Raw genomic sequence first — 26068 nt, 5'->3', positions numbered from 1 at the left:
GCCGTGGAGACCCATCGTGAGCACCACTCCCATCCGCGATCCGCTGGCCGGTGAGCGCGTCGTCGGGCTGTCGCCCGGCAGCGCGATCGAGGCCGCCGCCGACTGGCGCCGACGTCCCAACGTCTTCCCGGGCCGTGCGCTCACCGCGGGCGCGCTGACGCAGTGGCAGGCCTGGCAGGCCGGCCATCTCGCCACCCGCGGCCAGGACTGGACCGCCGGCATCGTCGCGGGACTCGAGGTCCGGGCGGGTCCCGTGGTCCCGCCTCCGCCGCCACCGCCGCCGGAACCGGTCCCTCCCGCGCCGACCGGCTTCCACGCGGTGGAACTGGAGATCACGCGCGGCCTCGGCCTGGCCTGCAGCGGCGAGGACCTCGTCCTCAACCAACCGCTGCGCTGCGTGCTGGCAGAAGTGCCGGTGGTCGCGCCGCCCGGATTCTTCGTGGACGGCAGCGGCGTCGAGCCCGGCACCGAAGGCGCGCCGGCCACGCTGCGTGCGCGGAAGATCGGTGCCTCTCTGGGTGAGCTGGAAGCCGCGTCGCTGGCGACCTTGCCGGCGATCGGCGTGCTGGTGCTGCAGCCGGTGACGGCGGACCGGTCGAGCGCCGATCCCATGGATCCCTGCGAGCGCGGCGCCTGCGACGAGGGCACCTACGGCGACGCCGCCGCCTTCGAGGACTGGCGCCTGGGCGACGGCGCGCGGCTGCTCTGGTACGTGTGGCCGGGCGAGTGGCGCGGCCTGCCGGCGGTGCCCGACGTGCAGCTGCGCAACGCGCTGGCCTGGACCGTGTTCCAGGCCGAGGACGCGCTGCCCGAAGGCGAGGTGCTGCCCTGGGAGGAATGGGGCCTGCCGATCGCGCTCGTCGCGCTCGACGGCGTCGCGCGTCAGCCGCTGTGGCTGGACCGTGCCAGCGTCGTGCGCCGCGGCGGCCAGGGCCGCGATTCGCGACTGGCCTTCGCGGACGGCGCGCTGATCGCCGGCTCCCGCAAGCCGGCGCTCTGGCAGGCGCGCATCGAGCAGTTGGCCGAGCAGGTCGCCGCCGCCGGCGAACCCGCACCGCTGCCCGAGACGCTCAACGACGCCTTCGGCCGCTTCCTGCCGCCGGTGGGCCTGCTGCCGCGCAACGCCTTCGATCCGAAGACGCTCAAGAGCGGCTTCTTCCCCGTCGGCTTCGACCTCGACGCGGTGCCGGTGCCGGTGGAACAGCTCGACCTCGCCGTGCGCGCGAGCGCGCCGCTGGCGCCGCTCTCGGTCGCCGCGCCGGAGGCGGTGCGCCTGCTCGTGCCGGTGCCGTTGGGCTCGTGGGAGCCTCGGCTGCTGCACAAGGAGATCGTCGATCCGCTGTTCCAGCAGACGCTCGACGAGAACCTGCTGCGCCGTTCCCGCACGCTGGGACTGCGCCAGGGCCTGCGCAACAAGGCCGCGATGCTGTCGCACGCGCTCGACGGCACCTCGCCTGTCGTGCCCTCGTTCAAGGACGATGCGGACGCGGTCGAGAACGAGTCGCTCAGCCCCTGGGGCGAGCCTCCGCCGGGTGGCGGCCATCGCAGCGACGTGCGCGCCGGCCTCCATCAGCATTTCTTCGACGGCGCCACGCCGCCCTTCGTGGTCCAGACCGGCGAGTCGCTGTTCTGCTGGGTCTGCCTGGACCCGGACCATCCGCCGCGCACGCTGATGCTGCAGTGGCACACCGAAGGCAACTGGGACCACCGCGCCTACTGGGGCGAGGACCTGATCGGCTGGGGCTCGCCGGCGGGATCGGCCGCGCACTACCGCGTCGGCGACCTGCCGACGCCGGGGCAGTGGGTGATGCTCACGGTGCCCGCCTCCGCGCTGGGCCTCGCGACCAAATCCCTCGACGGCATGGCCTTCGCGCTCTTCGACGGCCGCGCCGCCTACGGTCTCACCGGCGCGCGCACGCCGCAGGTCTGGCGCAAGTGGTTCTGCAACTTCCTGCCGCCGGGCGCGCGCGTGCAGGGCGACGAGCACTGGGACCTGCTCACCGCCAACGACCTGTGGACGCCGTTCGAGCCGCATGACGGCGTGGTGCCCAGCCTGCCGGAGCTGGAGTCGCAGGACGGCGGCGACATCCTCAATCCGGGCCAGGGATCGGCGTCGGCGCTGGCGGTGCCGACCAGCGGCTTCAACCTCGCCTACCCGCCGACCTCGGGCTGGCGCGGGCACACGCTGATGAACAAGGACGGCTCGCCGATTACCGTCATCGAGAAAGGCGCCGCCGACGCGATCACGACCTGGCTCTACCTCGACGAGCTGAACCCGCCGCGCTCCCTGTGGATCGGCGTCTACGGGCGCGGGCTGCGGGCGGACAACACGCCGAATTCCACCCTCCAGCTGAAGTTCGCGTATTGGGGCGAGAACCGCTTCGCCGAGCTGCGCAAGGCGATCCCCGGCACCGAATCGCTGCAGGCGCAGTCGGTGCGCGGCGGTCCGCTGCCGCGTTCGGGCGGCTGGGTCGAGCTGCCGCTGGTCGTGCCCGACAGCAACATCGTCGGCGAAGGCGGCGCGCGCATGTCGGTGTTCGGCATCGTCATCATGGCCTTCGACGGCACGCTGGCCTTCAGCGACCTGCGCCGCAAGCCGGCCGCGGCCGGCGCGCTGCCGGAGCTGATGTGGCCCAAGCAGGTCAGCGACGATCCGAGGCCGACCACGGTGCCGGCCTACACCGCGCTGCTCAACGCACCGCTGCAGCCGCAGCACAACCTCGGCGTTCTGACGCCAACGCCGTCCTCGCGCATCGGCACGGTGCGCGTGTACACCGAGCTGGTCGCCGATCCGCTGATCCAGCGGCTGTCGGGCCACGAGCAGTCGCAACTGCTGCTGCGCGGGCTGGACGGCTTCGCCGACTACCTGCGCACGCGCATCGACCGCGCGGACGACATCACCGACTTCGGCTTCGCCCACATGCAGGTGGACATGCACCGCATCCGCCAGCTGACGATGAGCGCCAGCGACGCGGGGCGGCTCGCCGTGTCGCCCACGCTGGCGGCGCTGGCGACCAGCGAGAGCGCGCTGGTCGTGCAGCAGCAGATCCAGGAGTACATCGGCCGGGTCAAGGCGACGGCCACCGCGCCGCCGCCCTCCAGCGTGCCGAAGGGGACGGCGGGCATCGCCGCGGCGGCAGGGTTCAGCGTCAACGCCTCGGCGACGGCGGCCGCCATCAACGCAGCGGCCAACGAGCGCGTGGCGACGATGGCGCAGTCGGGCGCCGGTCTCAATGCCGGCGCCAGCGCGGCCTTCAACGCTGGCGTCAATGCGGGTCTGAACGCCAACCTCAACGCCAAGGCCGCGGCCCAGATCAACGTCCGCGCCGACGCCCGGTCGTTCGCCTCCGAGGCCGTGCTGATCCGCCCCCCGAAGGCGCCGCCGCCCATCATCTACGCCAACCCGGTGGTGGGTCTGTCGGAGATCCGCACCACCGCGATCGCCGAGCGCCTGAAGAATCCGCCCTCGCCCGAGGCGCGCAACTACGCGCTGGCCAACCGGCAGCGCACGGTGATGTCGCTGCTCGGCCTGCTGGAAGCCTTCAGCGCCGAGGACAGCGGCGAGCTGCCCGCGCTGTTCCAGGACTTCCAGATCCCGGGGCTCGCGAACGATCCCTTCCTCGTCGGCGCGAATGCGCAGCAACGGCCGCTGACGGACTTCCGCAACAACGCGACGCTGCAGGCCGCGCTGGCCAAGCCGCCGACGGGATCGGACGCGGCGCTGGACGAGGCCACGCTGTTCACGCAGGCGGTGAGCCTGTCCGACATCACGATCTCCATCCTGCGCCAGCTGGAAGCGCGGCTGACGGTGTACCGCGACGCGCTCAACCGTTGCGACAGCGCGCTGGAGACGCTGCGCGGCGAGATCGACACGATGACGGCGCGGCTGTCGCAGGTCGGCGACGCACTGGCCGAGGCGCGGCACGACGTGAGCGTCGCGCGCGCGCTGCTGGCCGAGGAGACCGAGCGCGTCGACGGCATCAACACGCGCCGCGCGAAGGTCCTGGCGGAGGAAGTGAAGTTCATCGCCTTCATCCGCCCGCGGGAGGCCGACAACCTGCTGGCCGCGCCGACGCGCGCGGTCGATCCGGGGCTGGTCGATCCCGCGGTGCCCGCCTGCCTGCGCGACCATCCCGATGCGCCCGACGAGCTGCTGGACATGCTGCGCGTGGTGCGCGAGGCGCCGGCCAGCTGGTTCGTGCGCGCGCCGCCGCTGCTGCACCGCCTGGACAAGGTCGACCACCTGGTGCGGCTGGTCGGCAGCGCGCAGGCGCGCGCCGTGGCGGGCCTCGCGGCGCCGATGCTGGCGGTGCAGACGATTTCTGCCAGCACCAAGGTCGCGACCGGCATCGTGCAGGTGGCCACGCGGCAGGCCGAGGCGCTGGCGCCACGCATCGCGACGCTGCGCACGCTCGACCTCAACGCGCTGAAGGTGGCGACCTGGCAGGGCGTGCGGCAGCAGGCCGAGCAGGTGTTGAGCTTCGGCGACCTGGCCGAGGGCGGCCACGGCCGCGCGGACGTGTCGCACGAGGCCGCGGCGGAGCTGGACCGCATCCGCGCCGTCACCGCCTGCCTGCACGCGGAGTTCAGCGGCGTGCTGCCGGTGATCCGGCTGCAATGGGCGGAGATGCTGTCGGAGTTCGACGCCGCGCCGAATCTGCGCAACCTCGCCAGCCTGCCGCGCTGGGGCGAGATCGCGTACCTGGACCGGCGGCGGATGCAGTCCTACGTGGACTGGCTGTTCGCGCAGATCGAGCCCGGACAGCCGACGGCGGTCGCGCTGGTCAACGACGTGGTGCGCATGGCGCTGCTGCTCGCCAGCCACGCGCCGGTGGACCGCATCGTGCAGGGGCGGATGGCGCGGCCCACGCCGGGCGTGATCCCGGGCACGCGCATCCCGCTGACGGTGCTGGACACGAGCAAGCTGCGCGTCGGCATGCAGGCGCTGATGTATCGCGGGGACACGCTGGTGGCGCGGGCGACGGTCGAGGATCTCGGCCAGCAGGAGGTCGCCGCGCGCGTGATCCACACGACGCTGGCCAAGGTCGACCTGGGCGACGACGTGCGGGTGCACTTCGACACGACGGCGATGGTGAGCCTGTCGGCGGGGGCGGCGAAGCGGACGCTGTTCCGGGCGAGGTGACCGCATGACCGCGCCTGAACGCACCGTCCGACACCTGCGGCTGCGCGCGCCGGGCGAAGCGGCGGTGCGGCGGATCATGCCGACGCTCGAAGATGCGCTGCGTTGCGCCAGTCTCGGCGACGAGGGCGCGCGACTCATCGTCGTGAGGAAGCTGGCGCTCGGGCGCGTGACGGCGGGAGCCTCATCGCAGACGCTGTCGAGGTTGATCGAGGAGAGGGCCGCCGCGGTCTCTCGGCAATGGGTGTCGACGTCCGGCGGCGCTGCGGGGGTCGCGGCGACGGACGTCGGTGACGGCGCTGCGGACCGCTCGGGGTGTGTTGTCTTCGCCAGCGTCCTGGCGGCGCGGACGCAACTGGCGTCGCAGCTGCTGCGAGGCCAGCGCGCGGACGCCTGGTACTGGCCGCTCGCAGTGCCGGAGTTCGATCCGAGGTTGCCGGTGCGGCACAACCTCGCGCGGATCGCGCTCGCGATCGCGCGCACGCCGGAGGCCCAGGTCGCGCTGCCGCAATGGGTCGCCGCGCTGGTTGAAGGCCACGGCATCCGACGAGTCGCCGAGTACCTCGACGAAGACGACGGCGACCGCCTTCTGGCGATCGCCGGGCTGTCGACGACGCCGGCCCGGGCGAGTCGCGCCGTGCGGTCGGGCGACGCAGCGACCGCGTCGCAGCTGGCAACCGATGCGATGTCCGATTCGGGCGGCTCGGCCGCCGGCACAGGTCGACCGCCGACTCAGAACGCCGGCGACGACGCGCGCGCGCCGCGCTGGATCCAGCGGCTGCTGGCGCTCGCCGGCGCGGCCCCGGCTCCGGCCTCGACCGCCGCTCGCCGAGCTGCGGCGGACACGCTGGCCGTCGATCCCGCGGCGACGCTCCGGAACGCCATCGCAACTCGGCCTCGCGCGCTCCCCGATGCCGACGCCGGCGATGACGGCCGTCTCCCAGACTCGGCGGTGAACCGAGCGGATGACGTATCAGGGGCGAAGGCGTTGAAAGTCGAGCCAGGGGCACCGACGGATGCGCTCGACCGCGGACCTTCCGCACCGGACTCGCGCGACGCACACGCCGCGCTTGCGCCGTCCGCATCGGAGGCGTGGCCCTGGCTGCAGCCGACGAGCTGCGGCGGACTGCTGTTCCTGCTGCCGGTGCTGGCGAGGCTCGGCGTGCCGCGACGCGCGTCGGACGACGAGGCCGCCCGCCGCCTTGTCGCGGCGGTGCTTCACCAAGCGCTGAGACGCTCGCATGCGCCGCCCGACGATCCGATGTGGGAGCTCGCGGCAGCGCATGGCGAGGTTCCGACCCAGAGCACCAATGCGCACGAGCACGAGCACGAGCACGAGCACGAGCACGAGCATGAGCATGAAGACGAGGACGCGCAAGCCGGGGCGATCCTCGTGGAGGCTCGCCGCTGGCTGCACCGCGCCGGCCGCATCGGCCTCGTGCGACTGATCCGTCGCCGGGGCCATGTCAGCGCCACGGCCACGCACGTGGATCTGCACTTCGCGCTCGATCAATGCGACCTGCGGCTGCGCCGCCTGGGACTGGACCTCGATCCCGGCTGGGTGCCGTGGTTCGGACGGGTCGTGGCCTTCCACTACGGGAGTCCGACATGAATGCCCCCGCGCTGCCCTGGCAACTGCAGACGGTCTCGCCGACGCTGGCCGAGATCGCGCTGGCGAGGCTGGCGCCGGCGAGCGCCGACGACGACGCGGCGCCCGAGGCACGTTGGCTCTGCGCCCTGCGCGCGGCCCAGTCGGACCTGTCTCCGCTGACGGAGGCGCTGCGCGCGTGGTCCGAGTCGCCGCCGGAGGCGGACGCTGCGCTGCATCGTCTGTCGCGCGCCATGTCGCTCCCGCCTGTCGAGCAGTTGGCGGTGGCGCTCGCGCTGGCGGTGGACACCGATCCGCTCACCGCGCGCGCGGTCGCGTGGCTGCAGGCGCCGCTGCGGGAGATGCGCCCCACCGCCGGGCTCGTGGCTGCGCTGCACGCTGGTGGCTTTGACAACGGTGTTGGCGGATTGGCCGCGCTGCTCGACGGCATCGCGTTGCGCAGCGGGCTGCTGCGGCTGACGCAACCACCCGACCGCACGCTGCCCGACTGCGCGTTGTCGGTACCGACGCCGGTCGTGCTCGCCGCGGCCGGTGCCACGGGGCATTGGCCGGGCGTCGTGTTGAAGGAACCCGACAACGCTGCTGAAGCAAGTGGCACGGCCAGCGCGCAACTGCCGCCCAGCCTGCAAGCGCAAGCCGAGCGGCACGCGCGCGAGTTGCCGGCCCTCGGCGGCGCGCTCGTGGTGCGAAGCGCGCATCCGCTCGAAGCGCGACGTGCCGCGACGGCCGTGGTCGGCGCGCTGGGCCGGCGGGCGGCCTTCATCGAAGGAACGCGTGCGGAACCCGGGCTCGCCGCGTGGCTGCTGCTGCTCGACGCGGTGCCGGTGTTCTGCACCGCCCTCGCGCCCGGCGAGCGGCAACCTGTTCCTTCGCTGCCCGGCTACCCCGGGCCGATGATCGTGGCCACCGGCCTCGACGGCAGCTGGTCGCGCGACGGCGATCCGCCGGCCGGCTGGTCCGTCGAGCTGCCGACCGCCGACGAGCGCGTCGCGCTGTGGACTGACGCCGGACTCGATCAGGCGCTCGCCGCCTCGTGGGGCCATCGCCACCGCCACGCCGCCGCGCGCATCACGCAGCTGTCGCGCGCCGCATCGGCGTGGGCGGACCTCCCGACCGATCAGGCGCTGCATCACGCCTCGCGCCGCCAGCGCAGCGAGCTGGGCACGCTCGCCGAGGCGCTCACCGACGACGTCCCCGACGAGGCGCTCGTGCTGCCGCCTGCCCTGCGCGCCGCGCTCGAAGGCGTGCTGCGCCGCTGCCATTTCCGCGACGGTCTGGCGGAAGGCCTCGGCCCCGCCGTGCGCACGCGCTACCGGCCCGGCGTGCGCGCGCTGCTGGTCGGTCCGTCGGGCACCGGCAAGACCCTCGCGGCCGGCTGGCTCGCGACGCGGCTGTCCTTGCCGCTGTACCGCGTCGACCTCGCCGCCGTCACCAGCAAGTACATCGGCGAGACCGAGAAGAACCTCTCCGAACTCTTCGCCCGCGCCGAGCACGACGAGGTGGTGCTGCTCTTCGACGAGGCGGACTCGCTCTTCGGCAAGCGCACCGACGTCAAGGACGCGCACGACCGCTTCGCCAACCAGCAGACCAACTACCTGCTGCAGCGCATCGAGGCCTACGACGGCATCGTGCTGCTGACCAGCAACAGCCGCGGCCGCTTCGACAGCGCGTTCACGCGGCGGCTCGATGCGATCGTGGAGTTCCCCGCGCCGGCGGCCGAGGAGCGGCGCGCGCTGTGGCTGGCGCACCTGGGCGACGCGCACCGGCTCGACGCCGCCGGACTCAACCGGATCGCCGCGACCTGCGAACTGGCCGGCGGGCACATCCGCAACGTGGTGCTGGCCGCGCGGGCGGCGGCGCTCGGCGGGCCCATCGACGCGCGGACGCTGGACGCGGCGCTGGTCGCCGAGTACCGCAAGCTGGGCAAGGCGCCGCCGGCGGGACTGACGGCGCGCGACGGCTGAGGTCATGGGACGCGCCGCCGCTCCGGTCCGCACGCGACGGCTCGCGGGGCGGGCCGCGCCGGACGCGCGTCGCGTCGAGGCGCGCGGCGGCGGAGGCGGTGCCGGCGAGCGAGCTCGCGGGCTCCGCGGGGCAGGAGACTTCTCGTCCACCTTCTCCGACGGACTCACGTCGACGTTCAGCGCGGATCTGACGGCCGAGCTGAGTGCCGGGTCGGCCACGGACTTCACTTCGTCCTTCGCGTCGGATTTCAGCGCGGGCTTCAGCGCGGGGTTGGGCGCGGAGTTCGGCGCAGACCTCACGTCAGATCGCTCGACCCGGTCCGCTGCGACGTCTGCAGCGCGACCAGGAACGCCGCGCTATCTCGCGGCCAGAGCCGTGCCTTCCACGCTCGCGCCACGACCGGCGCCCACCGCCGCCGCCGCGCTGAGCGAGCCCCCGCCGGCCGCAGTCGAGCGCTTCGCCACCACGCAGGCGGCACGCCAGCCTCCTCCGCCCGTCGCACCGCGCGTGGAGCCCACGCCGCCGCCGCGCGATCCCGGCGTGGTCACGGCGGCGTTGGCCACCGCCGACGCCGCGACGTCGACTGGGCCGGCACCGACATCGCCGGAGAGCGATCCCGCCGCCGCGTCGCCGGATGGCGCAGCGGACGGGGCGACGGATCCAGCCGCCGCAGCGGCGGGCGCTGACGCTGCGTCTGGCGGCGAGCGCGCAGGCGGTCCGGCAGGTGCGCGTGAAGGTAGCCGCGAAGGCGCCGCCGGTGGCGCAGCTGGCGCAGGCGCAGCCGGCCCAGGCGGCGGCCTCGCGAACTTCGAAGCGCTGGACGGCGAGGAGGACGAAGACACCGGCGACGACCTGCTGCCCGAGGGCATCGACGAGCAAGCGGATGCACCGGTCGAGGCGCCTCCCCTGCCCTGGTCGCCGCTGGACGCGGTGTGGACCGCCGCCGCGGACCTGTCCGCCGATCAACTCCTTCCTCCGCCGGGTCGCGGTGCTCGCGGAGGTGCTCCGGCGCCAGCGCCTGCGGGCGGCGCGGGTTCGTCCGGCGGCGGGGGCGGTGCACCGGCACCGGCAGGTGCTGCGGCGAAGCCCGCGCCGCCGCCCGCTCCCGGCGCCAACGCCCAGGACAAGCGCCGCGCCGAGCGCGAGGCCGCCGCCCTCGGTCAACGCGCCTACGCCGACCTCGCGCGCGACGCCCGTCGCGAGCAGGACGGCTTCGTCGCGGACGCGAACCGCATCTCGCACTACATGGCGCAGGCCTACGGCCTCACCGCCGGCGAGATCGTCCAGCGCCACGACACCGACGCCCGCGCCATCGACCAGACCGCCGACGCCGCCGAGGCCGACGTGAACCGCGCCGGCGAGATGGCGCTGCTGTCCGTCGAGTCCGCCGCGATCTCCGCCGGTCAGGCGATCGACGCCGCGGGCCGCAGCGCCTACGGGCTCATCTCCGCCGGCGAGACCGGCGCCGCGTCGCGCATCGCCACCGTCGTGAGCGGCCTGGTCGCGGGCCACATCGGCGCCTACAACACCGCCGTGCGCACCGCGCAGGCGGCGCACGACAACGCCAGCACCCAGCTCACCAGCTTCAGCGACGAGCGCGCGACCCACTACTCGACCACACAAGGCGGCTGGCTCGAACGCGCGAAGAACGAGAAGCGCCAGCTCCGCATCCCGCACTGGGTCACGCCGGAAGCCGAAGGCCTGCACAAGCGCTTCGAGCAGAAGAAGACCGCGTGGGAGAGCTCGCGCGATTCCACCTCCTGCAGCCTGTCGTGCAGCTACCGCGAGGCGCTCACCGCCGAGAACACGCGCATGGCGACGCAAGGTCGCAGCGCCGTCAGCGGCGCGCTCCGGACCGCGCGTCGCGGCTTGAAGGACCAGACGAAGGCGGCCCGCCGCGCGCTGGAGGACATCACCCGCGGCCAGCGCCAGCAGGTGCGATCGCAGCAACGCGCGGCGCGCAGCCGGCTCAACAGCGCGGCGCGCGGCGCCGTCGCCGGCGTGCGGCAGGAAGCCGGCCAGGCGATCGGCGGCCTGCAGGCCGCGGCCCGCGGCGCGCTGCCGACCTACGTCCGCGCGGCGCAGGGCTTCGAGCAGACGCTCAAGGGCAGCGTGCCGCGCGGCGCGCAGGGACTGCGGCAGACCGCCGAACACGGACCGGCCGGCGCGATGCAAGGCGTGCGCCGCAGCTCGGCGCAATTCGGCGAGCGGCTGCAGGGGAACCAGCAGCGCCTGGACGGCAGCCTCGATGAGCAACGCGCCACACAGCGCCAGCAATCGGAGCAGGAAGCCGCGGCGCTGCTGCCCGCGCTCGACCTCGTGCGGACGCAGACCACCGAGCAGCTCGATCAGGGCGCCTCGGGTTTCATCACGGCCTTCGATGGGCTCGCTGGAACCGTCAACGCCGCCGCCGGCAACTGGGCCCAGCCGTTGCAGGTCCGGATGGCTGCGTTCATCGCGCAGAAGTCGCAGGAGGCCGGGGCTGCGCTGGCCAGCCTGCGCAGCGGGGGTGGTGGTGGCGCAGGCGGTGCGGGTGGTGCTGGCGGTGGCGGAGCTGGCGGACCTGGCGGTGCGGGCGGAGCTGGCGGTGCGGGCGGTGCGGGCGGGGCTGGCGGAGCGGGCGGTGCGGGCGGCGCCGCAGCAGCCGGTGCGGCGGGAGGCGCCGGCGGAGGCGGCTCCAGTTGCGGAGCCTGCGATGCCGCCACGGGCGGTGGCGGCGGAGGAAGCGCAGGCGCAGGTGGTGGTGGCGGAGCCAGCGGTGGCGCGGGCGCCGCGAGCGCACCCGGCCTGGACCAGCAGGTCAGCGACGAGGAGACCTACAGCAACGAGCGCGCCGAGCCCAAGACCTTCTATTCCGCGCAATTGGCCACCGCCGGGGCCGACGCGCAGAGCGCCTTGGAGACACGGTCCAACAGCGCCGTGGGCGCGATGGGCGGCGGCTTCGCGGGCACGGTCGACGAATCCGGCGTGCTGGCCGCGCTGCGCGGCATGACGCTCAACCAGGGCCGCGCGCTGGACCTGAACGTCTACCCCGGCCGCCACGGCGGCCGCCACCTCGACACCGACCTCCAGGACAAGCTGGGCGCCGACAGCGAAGACTACCGGGCCGCGTCCGCCTACCTGTACGGCGACAACGTCACCGGCGCCAGCATCGAGCTGGCCGACTCGACCGGCGTCTTCAACGACGACGAGGCCCGCATCGAGGCCGTCATGCGTTCGCTCTCCCCCGGCGAGCTGGCCGCCCTGGGCAGCGACCACGCCGGCACCATGGCCGACGTGCGCGACGCGCTGGGCGGCACCGACCTGCAGGTCTTCGACGCGCTCGGCCGCGGCGACTACGCCGCCGCCGACGCCTACCGCATGCGCGACGCGGTCGACGAGGCGCGCGTGGACGGCGACGCCGACGCGGTCCACACCGCCATCGAGCGCTACACCGGCGCGCCGCAGGAAGGCGACTGGCGCGCCGCGCAGGAGATGGATGCCGACACCCGCCGCGCCGAGGTCGTTCGGGCGCTGGGCGGCATCGTGTCCGACGCCGACGTCGCACGCGGCCTGGAGCCCGGCCAGGACCTGTCGACGATGAGCGCCGAGGATCGCGCCGTCGCCTACGTCAGCCGCGACATCGACGTCTACGTCGGCGGCGGTCCCGAGGGCGAGGGTCAGGTCGTGACGCGCCGGCTCGAAGGCGCGAACCGCGACCTGGCCGGCGCGCTGCTGCGCCACGGCGAGAGCAGCGTCGAGGCGCGCGCCGCGCGGCTGGGCGTCGAGATGCAGCGCACCGGCGATCCGCCGAACGCGATCAACATCGACCGCGCGACCTTCGATCCGCGCTTCCAGGCCAACCTGGCGGGCGCGTCGCCGGCGGAGATCGCCGCGCACCGCCGCGCCGCCGAGGATCGCGCCCGCGTGGTGATGCTGGCCGCCGAGCGCTACGCCAACGGCCCGCCGCGACCGGAGGACCACGAGCCCGCGACCGATCCCGCCGACCCCAACGCGGCGATGAACGAGACCCGCGTCACCGAGGCGCGCGACCGGCTGATCCAGCAGTTCGACGGCCGCTTCGGGTCCGACACCACCGGCGCGCGGCTGGCCGCCGGCCTGCTCACCGACGCCCGTCCCACGCCCGAGACCGCGGCGTTGGCGATGGAACACGCGATGGACGGCGCGGGCACCGACGAGGAACTGCTGTTCCGCTTCACCGAACGCATGGACCGCGACGAGATCGCGGCGATGCGCACGGCCTACGTGCGCAACACGCACCGCTCGCTGGACGCCGACCTGGGCACCTTCGGCGAAGGCTTCCTCGGCGAGGTCTCCGGCGACGACCGGCTGCGCATGGAGCGCGCGATGCTGGGCTCGCCGCGCAACGACCGCGAGCGGCTGGAGGTGGCCGCCTTCGCCATCGAGCAGCAGCGCCGGGAGTCCAGCGGCTTCGGCGCCTGGCTGGCCGACGGCACGCTGGCCGAGGAGGCCATGTCCTCGACCGAGGCGGAGCTGCGCACGCTGGCCGGCGGACCGATCGGCTTCGGCCGGCGCGGCGAGGTGATCGGGGTCGCGTCCAGCGGCAACTTCGACGCAAGCGGCCGCTACATCGGCGGCGACGCCGACAGCTTCGCCGCCACGACCTCGGCGGCGCAGCGGATCGCGGAGACCTACTCGCGCCGCATCGACGCGTTCGCGGACGTCGCCACCACCGGCATCGCGATCCTGGGCGCGATCGCCGCGGCGGTGATCACCGTGGCCACGGGCGGCGCGGCCGCGCCGCTCATCGCCGCCGCGATCGTCACCGGCCTGGCCTCGATGAGCGCGAACTACGCCATCAAGGGCGGCCGCTACGGCTGGGAACAGGCGGCGGTGGACCTCGGCATGACGGCGGTGCAGGCGGTGACGGCCGGCGTCGGCGCGCAGCTGGGCGCGGCGGCGCAGGTGGCGTCCAAGGGCGCGGCGGCGGCGAGCACCGCGTCGCGCACGCTCGCCAGCCTGTCGCGGCTGTTCACCGGCAATCCGGTGGTGGACCAGATCATCATCGGCGCGGTCACCGGCTCCATCGGCGGCGTCGCCAACGCGGGCTTCGACGAACGCACCTGGGAACACGGCGCCGGCAACGCGGTGGAGTCGCTGTTCGGCGGGCTCATCAAGGGCGGCCTGTCGGGCGCGGCCTCGGCGGCGCTCACCAATTCGGTCGAGGCGCTGGGCCGCAACGGCGCGGCCATCGCGGACCGCGCGCGGGCCTTCGCCGCGCAGGGCGGTCTGGCGCGCGGCGCGATCGGGCTGGCGGGACGCGGGATCGGTGGCATCGGTCGCGGGCTGGGCGCGGCGGTCAACATGTCCACCGAAGGCGGCGGCATGCGCGCGGTCGGCGCGATGGCCGCGCGCGGTCTGGCGAAGGGCACGATCTCCGGCCTCGGCGGCATGGCCGGACGCGGCACCGAGATCGCCGTCGACGCCGCGACTGGCCGCTACCACGGCGACGCCGGCGACGCGCTGCTGGAGATCGGCCAGGCGGGCGCGCATTCGTTCGTGCAGGGCATCGGGGAAGGCGCGGGCGAGGCGGTGGGCGCGACGCTCCACAGCCGGCGCACGGCCGCGCTGGGCGAGGCCATCAACCGCGAGCGCGATGCGATCGGCGAGCCGCGCCTGAGCGGCGACGCGCTGGAGGCGGCGACGCAGGACCTGATGTTCATGAACCAGGTCGGCGAAGGCGGCGCGCTGGGCCGCGCGATCCACCTCGACCATGTGGCGACGAACGGCGGGCTGGAGATCCGGCCGCCGTCGAGGGCCGCGGCTGCGGCGGAATCGCCGCACGCGCTCGCGCGGACGAATGCCGGCGACGAGCACGCCGGCGCCGCGCCTCGCCCGGTCGACGAAGCCGCAGCACCGGCCGCACGACCGACCGCGATGCCGACCGCGGAAGCCGCGGCGGAGATCGCGGCCACGATGGCCAGAACATCGGCGCACGAATCGATGGAAGCGCAGGCCCAGCCATCGAGACCCGCGGCGGCCGATGCGGCAGAAACAGCGACCGCGCCTGCGGCCACTCGCGCGGCCGACGCCGAGCCCAACGCGGTGCCGCGAGCGGGTTCGGACACGGGCACGGAGACTCACGCCGCCGCGCAGCCGGACGCCGGCGCGGAACCGCATCCGGGCACACGTTCGGGCGCGACGGTGGAGGCGGCCGAAGCGGGCACCGGCCGCCGCACCGGCGACACGCCGGACGCTCACGCCGAAGCGGCGGCGGAAGCCGGCGGACCGCCTTCGCGCGGCGGCCACGACGGCGACGATGGTGATGGTGGGGACGGCGGCCCACGCGGACCGCGCGGTCCCGGCGGCGAGGGCGAGAGCGACCGCCTCTTCCCGGGCCTGACCGATGCGGAGGTCGACGCCGCGTTCGCCGCGCTGGAGACGGGCCCGCTGCTGCGCGTCGGTGTCGACCAGCCCGGCGCGGACACGCGGGCGCGGCCGCCGACGCCAGATTCCGAGGCCACGCTCACGCAGCGTCAGCGCGCGGGCGCGCTTCACGAGGAAGCCAACGGCCTGTCGGCGCGCGCCGACGAGCGGCTCGACCGCGCGATCGTGCGCGAGGCCGACGCCGCGCGCGCCGAGGCAGCGGGCAACCCGCGCCGTGCGGCGGCGCTGCGGGCGGAATCCGACCGGCTGGTCAACGAAGCCATCGATCTGCAGAACCGCGCGATCGGTCTGCGCGCGGAGGCCGCGGAATTCGCGAGCGGTCGTCGCTCCGCCACCGCCGACCTGCCGGGAGCGGACGATGTCGACACGCTCTTCGCCGGCATGCGGCCCGAAGGCCCGGGGCTGATGCGCGTGCCGCTGTCCGACGTCGAACGCAATCCGGCGCTGCTGCAGCGGATGATCCGACCGATGCTCGAAGGCGAAGGCGGCGGACGCATGGTCTTCCGCGTCGAGAGCGAGCGCAGCCGCAGCCTCGTGCACGTCGACGCCGCCGGCAACGTCACCATCGAAGGCGGCGCATCCGCGCACCTGAACTTCGGCTCGTTCGAGCGCGCGGTTGAGTTCGTGATGCAGAACAGCCAGGGCAACGCCCGCATCATCGCGTTCGAGGTCGACGAGGGCTGGGTGCGCTCGGTGCGCTCGGCCGCGATCCCGGAATTCGGCACCGTGGACCTGCACGGCCAGCCGCGACTCGTGGACGTGCGCTTCGCCGACGACCAGCTGGAGATCCCGTCCGGGCTGATCGGCGAGCTGAACCGCTTCGTCAAGCCGGGCAGCGGCGTCGTCCACGAACTGCCGCGCGGCACGCCGCCGACGTCCGGCGATCCCTCGCCGGGCGCTCCGCCAGGAGCGCCGCCAGGAGCGCCGCCAGGAATGTCGCCGCTCGCGCCGGCGGGCACCGGCACCGCGCCGCGTTCGACCCCGTCTTCCGAGGAAGCGCATGCGGCGCGGCTGCTCGGCGGCGACGACGCTCCCGCGGCGCAGGCACGCGCGCAGGCCGACGCCCCGTCGTCGACACGCGCGTCCCCGCATGTCGACGACGCCGGTTTCTCCACGACCGCGGCGGCGATCCCCGGCAGCGACTTCCATGGCGACAACCGCGGCGTGATCAAGCGCGGCGGCAGCACCGCGCTGAGCGAAGCGCCGCTGGCGATGCAGCGCCTGATCGGCCCGGGCGGGCAGTTCGACGGCATCGTCGTTCCCACGCGCCGGGACGCGGACGTGCTGCGCGTGCCGAAGCATGGCGGCGGCGAACTGGAGGTGACCCTCCGCGTCGGCACCCTGGAGCCCAACGCCGACGGCCTCACGCCGGTGGCGCGCTACGTCGAGCGGCCCGGCACCAACCGCGTGGAGATCATCGTGTCGGCCCACGCGCCGTCGCATCACGTCGAGCGCGCGCTGGCGCACGAGCTCAACGAGCTGCGTTTCATCGGCCACCAGCGCGACGACGCCCTGCGTCCCGGCAGCCGGCCGATGCCGCCGCCCGACGCGAACAAGCAGATGTCGCGCCACGACCGCGGCCGCATGGGCGAGCTGGAGCACCTGGCCCGCCGCATCGAGGCCGCGGGCTCGCCGCCCGCGCCGGAGCGCGCGCGCGAGGTCGCCTCGCTGCACGACGAGGCCAGCCGCCTGGTCGCGCACCTGGGCCTGGTGCATGGCGGCGACGCGGCGGACGCCCGACGCGCGCTGGCGTTGTCGGCGCTGGAACCGGGATCGGCCGCGCGACGCCTGCTCGGCCCGATGGTCGAGGCCGCCCGCACGAATCCGATGCTGGAGCCGATGACCGGCACGCTGGACGACCTGCACGTGCTCGCGCGACAGATGGACTACCAGCGCGCGCAGGACCTGCCGCGCGCACGAGGCACCGCGCATCCGGTCGAGACGGCCGCGCGCCGGCTCATCGAACACGACCTGGTGCGCAACGGCGGCCGCACGGTGGACGTCGAGCGCCTGGCCCAGGCGCGCGCGCAGTTGCCGGACGACCCATCGCGCGCCCTTTTCGACCTCGCGGTGGAGCGCGCACGGACCGACGGCCATGCGCTGGAGCGGAGCATCGCCAAGGCCCGCTTCGAGCCGCCCGACCGGGTCGCGCGCGAGCTGGCCGAGCAGCGTTTCGGCGATCACGTGAACTACCAGGACTTCGAGCTCTTCCGCTCGCGCTACCTGGCCGCGAATCCCTCGCGCAACGGCAATGAGCCCGGCATCCATCAGGAGCTGTTCCAGCGCTGGGTCGCCGGCGCCTTCGTGACCCACGCGGGCGGCGTGGCCAGGATCTCCATCGGCCTGATCCGCGCCGAGGCCGTCGACATCGCCACGCCGGGGCTGGGCCTGCACGCCGATCCGATCCAGCAGGCCGTGGCCAAGGCGCAGGCCGACGCCATGACCGAGCGCGACAACATCCAGCGCGAACTCGCCGGGCTGTCACCGCCCAGCGGTCGCACCGTCGAGCAGCTGGAAGCCGACCTGAGCGCGGCCCGCCGCACCATCCGCGACGCCGGCGAAGCGCTGGGCACCTCGGCGGCGCAGCATTTCGCCGATCAGCACCTGTCGCTGGGCGGCACGCCGATCCCCTGCTCGCGCACCGGCGCGGGCGTGCCCGACCTCGCCTTCAACGGACCGGGCGGACAGCTGGTGATCATCGAGGCCAAGGGCCCGCAGGCCAGCCTGATCACGCGGCGCACCGTCGACGGACGGCGCGCCGAACAAGGCACGCCCGAGTACCTGGAGAGCCTGGCACGTGACATGATGAAGCCGAGTTGCCCGGCGGATGTCCAGGCGCTGGGGAACCGCCTCCTGACGGCGCTGCGGGCCTCGCCGCCGCAGGTCGACTACTACGTGGTCCGGCAGCCGCTGGACGCCCGCGGGCGGCCGGCGCCGCTGGAGGCGCAGAAGTTCGACCTGACCACCGGCCGGGCCGTCATCGCGGGGGCGACGGTCACCGGCTCGACTTCGAGCTCGGGAACGGGGTCGAGCTCGGGCTCCGGCTCGGGAACGCCACCATGACAACACCTGCCCCCTCCAGCCGCAACGCCCTACTCGGAACGCCCTGACATGGCTTCAGACGATCCTCGCGACCCGGTCCTGTGGACAGCGCACGCCCAGGCGCTGACCCAGGTCGATGCCTTGCGCAAGACGGTGCTCGCCGCGCGCTACGCCGACGACGCGGCCGAGCTGTTGACGGTGTCTGCGGAGCGGGCCGCGCTCGCATCGATGGACGCGACGAAGGCGGGTACCGTGGCCGCCGCGGTGCGCGAAGGCGCGGCCTGCGGCACGGCGGCGGCGCTCTGCGCGTCGCGGCGCGAAGGGACGGCCCGGGTGCGCTTCGCCGACGGCGCGATGCGCGACTTCCCGGTCGGCGGCCGCACGGGTTGGCAGGCGCCGCGCTGGTCGTTGGCGGCGGCGCTGGCGAGTTGCGCCGGCGATGCCGGCGCGCTGGAGACGATCACGCATCCGCTGGCCGTGCAGGCGGCGCAGGAGCCGCCCGAAGTCGCGGACACCGCATGGACGCCGTTCTGCATCGCGCTGGCGGCGCTGTATCGCGGGGAGGACGGCGCCGCCGCCTCGTTGCTGAGCCAGGCGATCGACGCCTTTGCGCCTGAGCGGCTGCGCATCGCCGATCCGGGCTGGGCGGCGCGGACGCGCGTCCCGTTGCTTCGCTTCGCTCAGGCGCTGGCCGCGGCCGCCTCGACTGAGACGCTGCGCGCCGCGTTGACCGACGCGCTCGCCGAGCACGCGCGGCACCACGGCGCGGGCGACGGCCGCGGCGAGACGTTGGGCCTGCTCGCGTTCGAACTGGCGGGCCTGTGCGCGCTGGCGAAGCGGCGTGGCCTCGTGCTCCACGTCGATTCGCCGCTGCTGCCGGACACCCTTCTGGCGCCCGCCTCTGGGCCTGCGCCGACGACCGCCGTGGACGCAGCCGAGGTCGCTGATCTTGCCCCGGTCCTCGTCGACTACGAGTTTCCGCCCCGCCGCGTGCTGCACGACCGCGAGCCGCAGTGGTTCCTCGACCTGCAAGGCTTCCCGCGCGTCGGGCGTCGACACGAACTCGTGACCCAGGACGACTGCCTCATCGCGATCCATCACGCCGACGGCTGCCCGGGCTTGCCGCCATCGCGCTGCCGCTTCGCGCTGCCGGACAGCGGACCGGCGCCGGATTGGCCGCTCGCGCTGACCGCCGCCGAGCTGTTCCGCGTCTACGCGGCGCTGCGGCGCGGCGTGACCACGGCGCAGGACGCTTCCGACGACTCCGGCGCGCAGGCGCTTCACGCCGAATCGTTGCAGCTGCTCGACGCGCTGGAGCGCCGATTTCCGGCCGAAGCCGCCTCCGCGGGCATCACGCTCGCACAAGTGCGCGAGGAGCGCACACGCCTCACGATCCCGCCGGCCGTGCCTGCGCCGGCCCGCGCGCTGGCCTCGATCGCGCTGATTTCGGAACAGGTCCGACCGCTGCTGGGAGCGCTCAACCGCGATGCGACGGGCGCGATCGCCGCGCAACTGCGCCCGCGGCCCGGGGACTACGCCGCTGTCTTCCACCCGGAGGCCGTGGCCGCAGCGCGGGAGGCCTACGAGGCGATGTGGACGTCGCGTCCGCCGGCCGTCCGGCGCGCCTCCGCCACCAGCCGCCTCGTCATCCAGGCCGCTCCCGCCGGCATGCTCGGCGACGACAACGCCCTGTCCGGCCCCTTCCCCACCGGCTACCGGCCCCTGGTGCCGCTGCTGGATCCGCATCGGATCTGGGTGACCTGGCAGGTGATCGAACCCGGCCACGACGCCGGCGTGCGCTACGACGGGCTGGTCTGGGTGGACGACCACTGGGCGTGGTTTCCGAAGCCGTTCCGGGCGCTGGCGGCCTTGCTCGGGGGCTGATCCGGCGCGGCGCCGGGCTCTTCGGAGGTACGCCGGGCGGGCGGCTGGCGGAGCCAGCGCGCCGTGTCCCTTAAAATCGGCGCATGGAATATCCGGGCAATCTCTTCGTCGTCGCCGCGCCGAGCGGCGCCGGCAAATCCAGCCTCGTGAAGGCGCTGCTGGAACTGGACGCCAAGCTGAGCGTCTCCGTGTCCCACACCTCGCGCGCGCCTCGCGGTCAGGAGCAGCATGGCCGCGAGTACCTGTTCGTCTCGGTGGACGAGTTCCGCGGGATGATCGATCGGGGCGAGTTCTTCGAGTGGGCGCATGTCCACGACAACCTGTACGGCACCTCGCGGGCGGCGATCGAGGCGCGCCTGGCGCACGGCGACGACGTCGTGCTGGAGATCGATTACCAGGGGGCGCTGCAGATCAAGCAGCTGTTCCCGCACGCGGTGCTGATCTTCATCCTGCCGCCGAGCTGGGAGGAGCTGAAGCAGCGCCTGATCCGTCGCGGCGACACCGCCGACGACGTGATCGCCAAGCGGATGCAGACGGCGCGGGAAGAGGTCGCGCAGGCGAAGCACTTCGATTTCGTGGTCATCAATGCCGTGTTCGAGACGGCAATTTTCGACCTCAAGTCGATTGTGCAGGCGCAGCGGCTAAAATACGCGACCCAACGCCGCAACCGGTCGACCGTCTTCCGCGCGCTCGACCTCATCGCCGACGTTACCGAATAACCCCGACTCTCAGGAACCAGCATGGCCCGCATCACTGTCGAAGACTGCCTGACCAAGATCCCGAACCGTTTCCAGCTGGTGCTTGCCGCGACCTACCGCGCCCGCATGCTGAGCCAAGGCCACGCGCCCAAGCTGGAGTCGAAGAACAAGCCCGGCGTGACGGCGCTGCGCGAAGTCGCCAACGGCGACGTCGGCGTGGAAATGCTGCGCCGCGTGCCGGTCTGATCGCAGGCTGAACGGCGACGCCCTCCGGCGCCGCCTTCGCTCAGGAAACGCCCCGCTCCGCGGGGCGTTGTCGTTGGTGGGTCCTCAATCCCACCAGAAGACCCACACCGGTGCGTCGAGCAGCGCGGCCGCCAGCGCTTCCAGCGTGCCATAGCCCTGGATGACCAGATCGTCGCAGTACAGGAAGTGTTCCCTGGCCAGAGCCAGGGCTTCCTCGGCGGTGGCTGGCGGACGGTCCACGACGAACTCGACGACGCTCCCCGTGACACTGGCCACCTGCGCGCCGTGGCGTTCCGCCCAGGAGCGCCACAGCGCGACATGGTCCTGAGGCTCAGGGCAGGCGTTCCAGCCGCCGAACCTGAGCCAGGCGGCCGCTTCCCAATGCCGGGCCGTCGGCAGGAGGGCCACGCCGATCCCCGATCGCGGCGTGCCGTCATCCGAGAACGGGACGCGCAAGAAGGTCGAGGCTGCTCGCTTCGACGTCGGCCAGACGCCGTCGGAGAACTCGGCAAGCCGATCCGCGTTCTCGCGCTCCCGCTCGCGGAGCCAGGTGTCGACGTCGATCGCATCCGCTCGGGCCAGCAGTTCATCGAGGGCTGGCTCGTCGCTGTCCCATCCTTCCCAGAGCTGCTCGCGATCCTCAAGATCGCCGAGGATCACGGGTGTGCTGCCGCCTTCGGCGCGGAGCGCCTGCCAACGCTCAACGGCCCGGTCGCCCGGCATCGTCTCGACAGGGAACGGAAACTTCAGCGGCCGGACCACGACGTCGATCGACGCAATGCCGTCCTCAGGCGGTCCGTAGCGAAGGGTGACCCGCGCCTCGTCCATCCAGGCCGCATTCAGCAGCGCGGGACGGATCGATCGGAACAGTGCGTTGGCGTCGTGACCGTAGGCGTAGATCGTGGCATCGCCGCCGCCCACGGAGACCTCGTGCCCGTCCACTTCTCCCGCGCCTGCGTCGGCCACGGCGCGTGTCATCTCGTCTTCGAGCGCATGCAGCGCGGTGAGATCAGACCGTCCGTAGTGGAAGCGGATCAGCACCGCGTGCTCGGGAGCCGGCGACGCAGCGTCGGGCGACGTCGAGAAGCGGTCGAAGATCTTCTTGAAGAGGCTCATCAGGCGGCACCGTGTTGTCGACGAGCATTCTCACGCGCCGTTCGTACCGTTCGTACAGTCCATGCCGCTCATGCCGCTCGCGCGATCTCGCCAGAACCCGGCATCGATGACCACCTCGTTGCCGCTCTTCTCGTTGATGATCCAGAAGCGCGCGCCGTCGGGCGCAATGCGGTCGACCTCGCCGACGAGGCGGCCCGCCGCCACGCGCAGTCCGCGCGTGTTGAACGGGAAGTCCGGCGCCTTCGCCAGCGTCAGCAGCGGCACCGCCTCGCGCGGATCGCCCGCCAGGCGCATGCGGTGCACGATGGGCGCGAGCACCTCGTTGGTCAGGTCCGCCGACGAGAGGCAGATCACCACCTTCGCCTGCGCGCGGCTCAGCGCGACGTTGAGCAGCCGACGCGCCTCCTCCGTCTTCAGGAAGGGCTGCGTGCCGTCGGCCGGGTCGAAGAACACGACCGGCGCCTCGCTGCCCTGCGCGCGGTGGACGGTGCTGACCTTCACGCCGTCGTCGACGCCGAGGGCATCGAGCCGCTGTCGGATCAGCGCCCGCTGCGCGCGGAACGGCGTCAGCACGATGAGCTCATGCGGCGCCCAGTCGCCGCTCGCGAGCGCCTGCGCGATCAGGGCCGCGATCGCGTCGGCGGATTCGCGCCGGATCGGGCCGCGGTCCTTCGCGGACCAGAAGCCCTCGCGCGTGATGCGGTGCACCTTCACGTGGACGTCCGCCGGGATCTCGCCGAGCGCACGCTCGCGCGAGCGCCGCCAGTCCTCCGACGCCAACGCCTCCGCGGCGACGCGCAGCGCGCCGTCGTAGAACAGGTCGCTCACCAGCGCTCCGATCGGTGCGGCCATGCGGGACTGCTCGTCGAGCATCGCCACTGCGGAGGCGCCCTGTCCGCTCGGACCGCTCAGGCCGCTCTGATCGCCCTGCCCGCCTTGGACTCCCCGGGGCATCGCCGCGAACGGCGATCGACCCAGCCACTGGCGCGCGAGTCGGTCCTCGCTGCGCAGCACCGGCGAGAGCTGCTGAGGATCGCCGGCGAAGAGCCGCGCGCGACCCAGCGGCATCAGCGCCAGCGCGTGCGCCAGACTCACCTGACTGGCTTCGTCGAAGACGACGAGGTCGAACGGCGGCTCGCCGTCGGGCGAGAGCTCGCGCAACGTCTTCAACGTGAAGGCGGCGCGGGTCGTGGTCATCGTGGCGAGCCGGCATTGCGCCAGCACCTGCGGCGACGGGATGCCCGAGGACGGGATCAGATGCCCGCGTCCCTCGTAGGCATCGACATCGAAACGCGAACCGAGTCGCTGGACTGCCGGTCGGAGGTGTTCGCGCCGCCCCTTCTGCAGCGCCTTGTCGACGGCGAGGGTCGCGAGGTCGACGGCGTGGTTGGTCGTCGAGAGCAACAGCACGCGCGCCGCCGGGCGGCGGTCGAGGTATTCGGCGAGCAGCACGCCGAGCGTCGTCGTCTTGCCGGTGCCGGGCGGCCCCCACAGGAAGGCGTCGTGGAAGCTGACAAGCTTCAGCGCCTCGCGCTGCGCGGGCCGCAGCCAGCGGAACGGCGAGCCGTCGAGCGTCGTCGCATCGGCCCTGGGTCTCGGCGTCGACAGGCCCGGCCAGCAACCGGCGGCGCGATGCGCCCAGGTGTCGTCGAGCCACGCATCGGCGACGGCATTCAGGAAACGCGGCGGATAGATACGCAGCAGATGGCCTTCGCCCGGCGGCGGGGCGCTGGCGTTCTGGAGCACGAGCTGATCGTCCGCGACCACGACGGCGCGCACGCTTGCCGCGCCCTTGACCGGCGCGCCCCACCACGCGGACGCGCCTTCGAGGCGCTCGTCGAGCAGCGTGTGGGCGGACGCCTGCCCCGGCCGCTGGCCTTCGGCGTAGACGTAGTCGGGTGCTAGCGTCACGCGCCAGAGCGCGCCGTCGGCGCTGCTGCGCAGCACGCGGAAATCGTAGAACTCGGGCGTCGCGGCCAGCTCGGCGGCGATCGCCGCGCGGATGTCGGCCAGGGGCATGGGTCGCGACGGGACAGGCGGGAATGCGAAGGAGGCGGGACTATAGCGGGGCGCCTCGCGTACTGACGGCCCGCGGCCCATTGCCGACTCCGCAGAGAATCCGCCCATGCTCGGTCTGCCCACCACCGCCACTGCTCCGTTCTGCCCGTCCGAGGTCCACGGTTCCATCGATCTGCGCGAGGGCGCGCCGCTGTGGAAGCGGCTGCTGCGCGTGGCCGGACCGGGCCTGCTGGTCTCGGTCGGCTACATGGACCCGGGCAACTGGGCCACGGACATCGAGGCCGGCTCGCGCTTCGGCCATGCGCTGCTGTGGGTGGTGCTGGCGTCCAGCCTGGCGGCGATGCTGCTGCAGACCTTGTCGCTGCGGCTCGGCCTGGTGTCGGGTCTTGACCTGGCGCAGGCCTGCCGCGAGCGCTACCGGCCCGCGGTGCGGCTGCCGCTGTGGGTGATGGCCGAGCTCGCCATCGTCGCCTGCGACGTGGCCGAGGTGCTGGGCACCGCGCTGGCGCTGCACCTGCTGTTCGGGATGTCGCTGCTGGCGGGGGTCGGCATCGCGGCGCTGGACACGGTGATCGTGCTCGGGCTGAAGGGCCGGGGCTTCCGGCAGGTGGAGGCGATCATCCTCGGCCTGGTGATGACGATCGGCGTCTGCTACGCGGTGCAGCTCTTCCTGATCGGGCCAGACTGGGCCGCGGTGGCGCGGGGCTTCGTGCCCAACGGCGTCGCGGTGCAGGACCCGAAGGCGCTGCTGCTGGCCATCGGCATCCTGGGCGCCACGGTGATGCCGCACAACCTCTACCTGCACTCGTCGATCGTGCAGACGCGGCGCGTGGGGAGCACGGCGTCGGCCAAGCGCGACGCCATCAAGCTGTCGACGATCGACACGCTGGTGTCGCTGACGCTGGCCCTGATGGTGAACGCCGCGATCCTGATCCTGGCGGCGACGGCCTTCCACGCGCACGGGCACACGGAGGTGACGGAAATCCAGGACGCGTACCACCTGCTGGACCCGCTGGTGGGCGGCTCCATCGCGTCGGTGCTGTTCGGGGTGGCGCTGCTGGCGGCGGGCCAGAGCTCGACCTTCACCGGCACGATCGCGGGTCAGGTCTTGATGGAGGGCTTCCTGCGGCTGAAGATCCCGTGCTGGCAGCGTCGGCTGGCGACGCGCTTCCTGGCGCTGGTGCCGGCGTTCCTGGGGCTGCTGTGGTTCGGCGAGAAGGCGGTCGGGCAGTTGCTGGTCGCGAGCCAGGTGGTGCTGAGCCTGCAGCTGCCCTTCGCCATGTGGCCGCTGATCCGCCTGACGGGCGACCGCGCGGTGATGGGCGAATTCGCCAACGGGCCGGTGGTGCGGGTGCTGAGCTGGGGGCTGTTCGTGCTGGTGACCGGGGCGAATGCGGCCTTGCTGTGGTCGCTAGTCAGTTGACGGGGAAGACCGTGTCGAAAACGGCGAGGATCGGACGTCGTGAGGATGAGGTCAGGCACTGACCCGACGATCACCATCCATCAAGGAGCGATACATGACCACCGAAGAGAAAGTCAAAGGACCCGCGTCGTACTTCCCGTCCATCGAGAAGAAGTACGGGCAGCCGATCGAGCACTGGATGGGCGTGCTGAAGGCGGCGGGGCCGATGAAGCACATGGAGCTGGTCGCGCTGCTGAAGACGGACCACGCGATGGGCCACGGGCATGCGAATGCGTTGGTGGCGGTGTTTCTGGCGAAGCAGAAATAGCAGATCCGGCGAGCGCCAAAAACGGAAGTGAACGGCTTTGTCCGATCCTCGCATCAGAACTCGACGTTCGTTGGCGCGCATTTGACGAAAACGAAGTCCGCTTCAGAAACAGAAGGCGTGTCGAAATCGGAAGAGCCGCCCGTTCCTAGACTGCTTGCATTACTTCAGCAGTCCGGAGGCGTCATGCTTCAAGTTCCTTCCCTGCGTCAGC

11 protein-coding genes are annotated in these 26068 nt (G+C 73.1%); 9 read left to right on the top strand and 2 right to left on the bottom strand.

The window, feature by feature from the left end; genetic code table 11:
• Window positions 1–16: 16 nt before the first annotated feature.
• The 7 genes from ACQZ13_RS10360 to rpoZ all read left to right on the top strand — a co-directional run bounded on the left by ACQZ13_RS10360 (window position 17) and on the right by rpoZ (window position 20992).
• Window positions 17–5143 carry a hypothetical protein gene (locus ACQZ13_RS10360; protein ID WP_431051611.1) on the top strand — a complete coding sequence of 1709 codons (5127 nt, stop codon included), beginning with the start codon at window positions 17–19 and terminating at the stop codon, window positions 5141–5143.
• Window positions 5144–5147: 4 nt separating this feature from the next.
• A complete protein-coding gene (locus tag ACQZ13_RS10355) occupies window positions 5148–6752 on the top strand; it encodes a hypothetical protein (protein WP_431051609.1) in 1605 nt (534 codons plus the stop codon).
• On the top strand, window positions 6749–8713 hold the full coding sequence (locus ACQZ13_RS10350) for an ATP-binding protein (protein ID WP_431051607.1): 1965 nt from the start codon (window positions 6749–6751) through the stop codon (window positions 8711–8713). The genes ACQZ13_RS10355 and ACQZ13_RS10350 overlap by 4 nt, the downstream gene beginning before the upstream one ends.
• Window positions 8714–9089: 376 nt before the next feature.
• Window positions 9090–18185, top strand: coding sequence for a hypothetical protein (locus ACQZ13_RS10345; RefSeq protein ID WP_431051605.1), 9096 nt, complete (start codon window positions 9090–9092; stop codon window positions 18183–18185).
• A 48-nt stretch (window positions 18186–18233) separates the two neighbouring features.
• On the top strand, window positions 18234–20048 hold the full coding sequence (locus ACQZ13_RS10340) for an Imm49 family immunity protein (RefSeq protein WP_431051603.1): 1815 nt from the start codon (window positions 18234–18236) through the stop codon (window positions 20046–20048).
• An 83-nt stretch (window positions 20049–20131) separates the two neighbouring features.
• Entirely contained in the window at window positions 20132–20767 is a 636-nt protein-coding gene (gene gmk, locus ACQZ13_RS10335) for a guanylate kinase (protein ID WP_431051601.1), read from the top strand.
• A 21-nt stretch (window positions 20768–20788) separates the two neighbouring features.
• On the top strand, window positions 20789–20992 hold the full coding sequence (rpoZ, locus tag ACQZ13_RS10330) for a DNA-directed RNA polymerase subunit omega (RefSeq protein ID WP_058936171.1): 204 nt from the start codon (window positions 20789–20791) through the stop codon (window positions 20990–20992).
• A gap of 84 nt (window positions 20993–21076) precedes the next feature.
• Here rpoZ and ACQZ13_RS10325 read toward each other — a convergent pair whose 3' ends face one another.
• Entirely contained in the window at window positions 21077–22108 is a 1032-nt protein-coding gene (locus ACQZ13_RS10325) for a DUF4253 domain-containing protein (protein ID WP_431051598.1), read from the bottom strand.
• 30 nt (window positions 22109–22138) lie between these two features.
• Entirely contained in the window at window positions 22139–24127 is a 1989-nt protein-coding gene (locus ACQZ13_RS10320; RefSeq protein ID WP_431051596.1) for a DEAD/DEAH box helicase, read from the bottom strand.
• 106 nt (window positions 24128–24233) lie between these two features.
• Here ACQZ13_RS10320 and ACQZ13_RS10315 point away from each other — a divergent pair, with 106 nt between their 5' ends.
• Window positions 24234–25550, top strand: a complete 1317-nt coding sequence (locus ACQZ13_RS10315; RefSeq protein ID WP_431051594.1) for an Nramp family divalent metal transporter — start codon at window positions 24234–24236, stop codon at window positions 25548–25550.
• A gap of 94 nt (window positions 25551–25644) precedes the next feature.
• Window positions 25645–25857 (top strand): DUF4287 domain-containing protein, encoded by a 213-nt coding sequence (locus ACQZ13_RS10310; protein ID WP_431051592.1) that lies wholly within the window; start codon window positions 25645–25647, stop codon window positions 25855–25857.
• Window positions 25858–26068 lie beyond the last annotated feature (211 nt).

Source organism: Roseateles sp. L2-2, assembly GCF_050613215.1.
Classification (GTDB): Bacteria; Pseudomonadota; Gammaproteobacteria; order Burkholderiales; family Burkholderiaceae_C; genus Roseateles; species Roseateles noduli.
The sequence above is the reverse complement of the archived record's forward strand: the minus strand, read 5'-3'. Positions and strand labels throughout refer to the sequence as shown.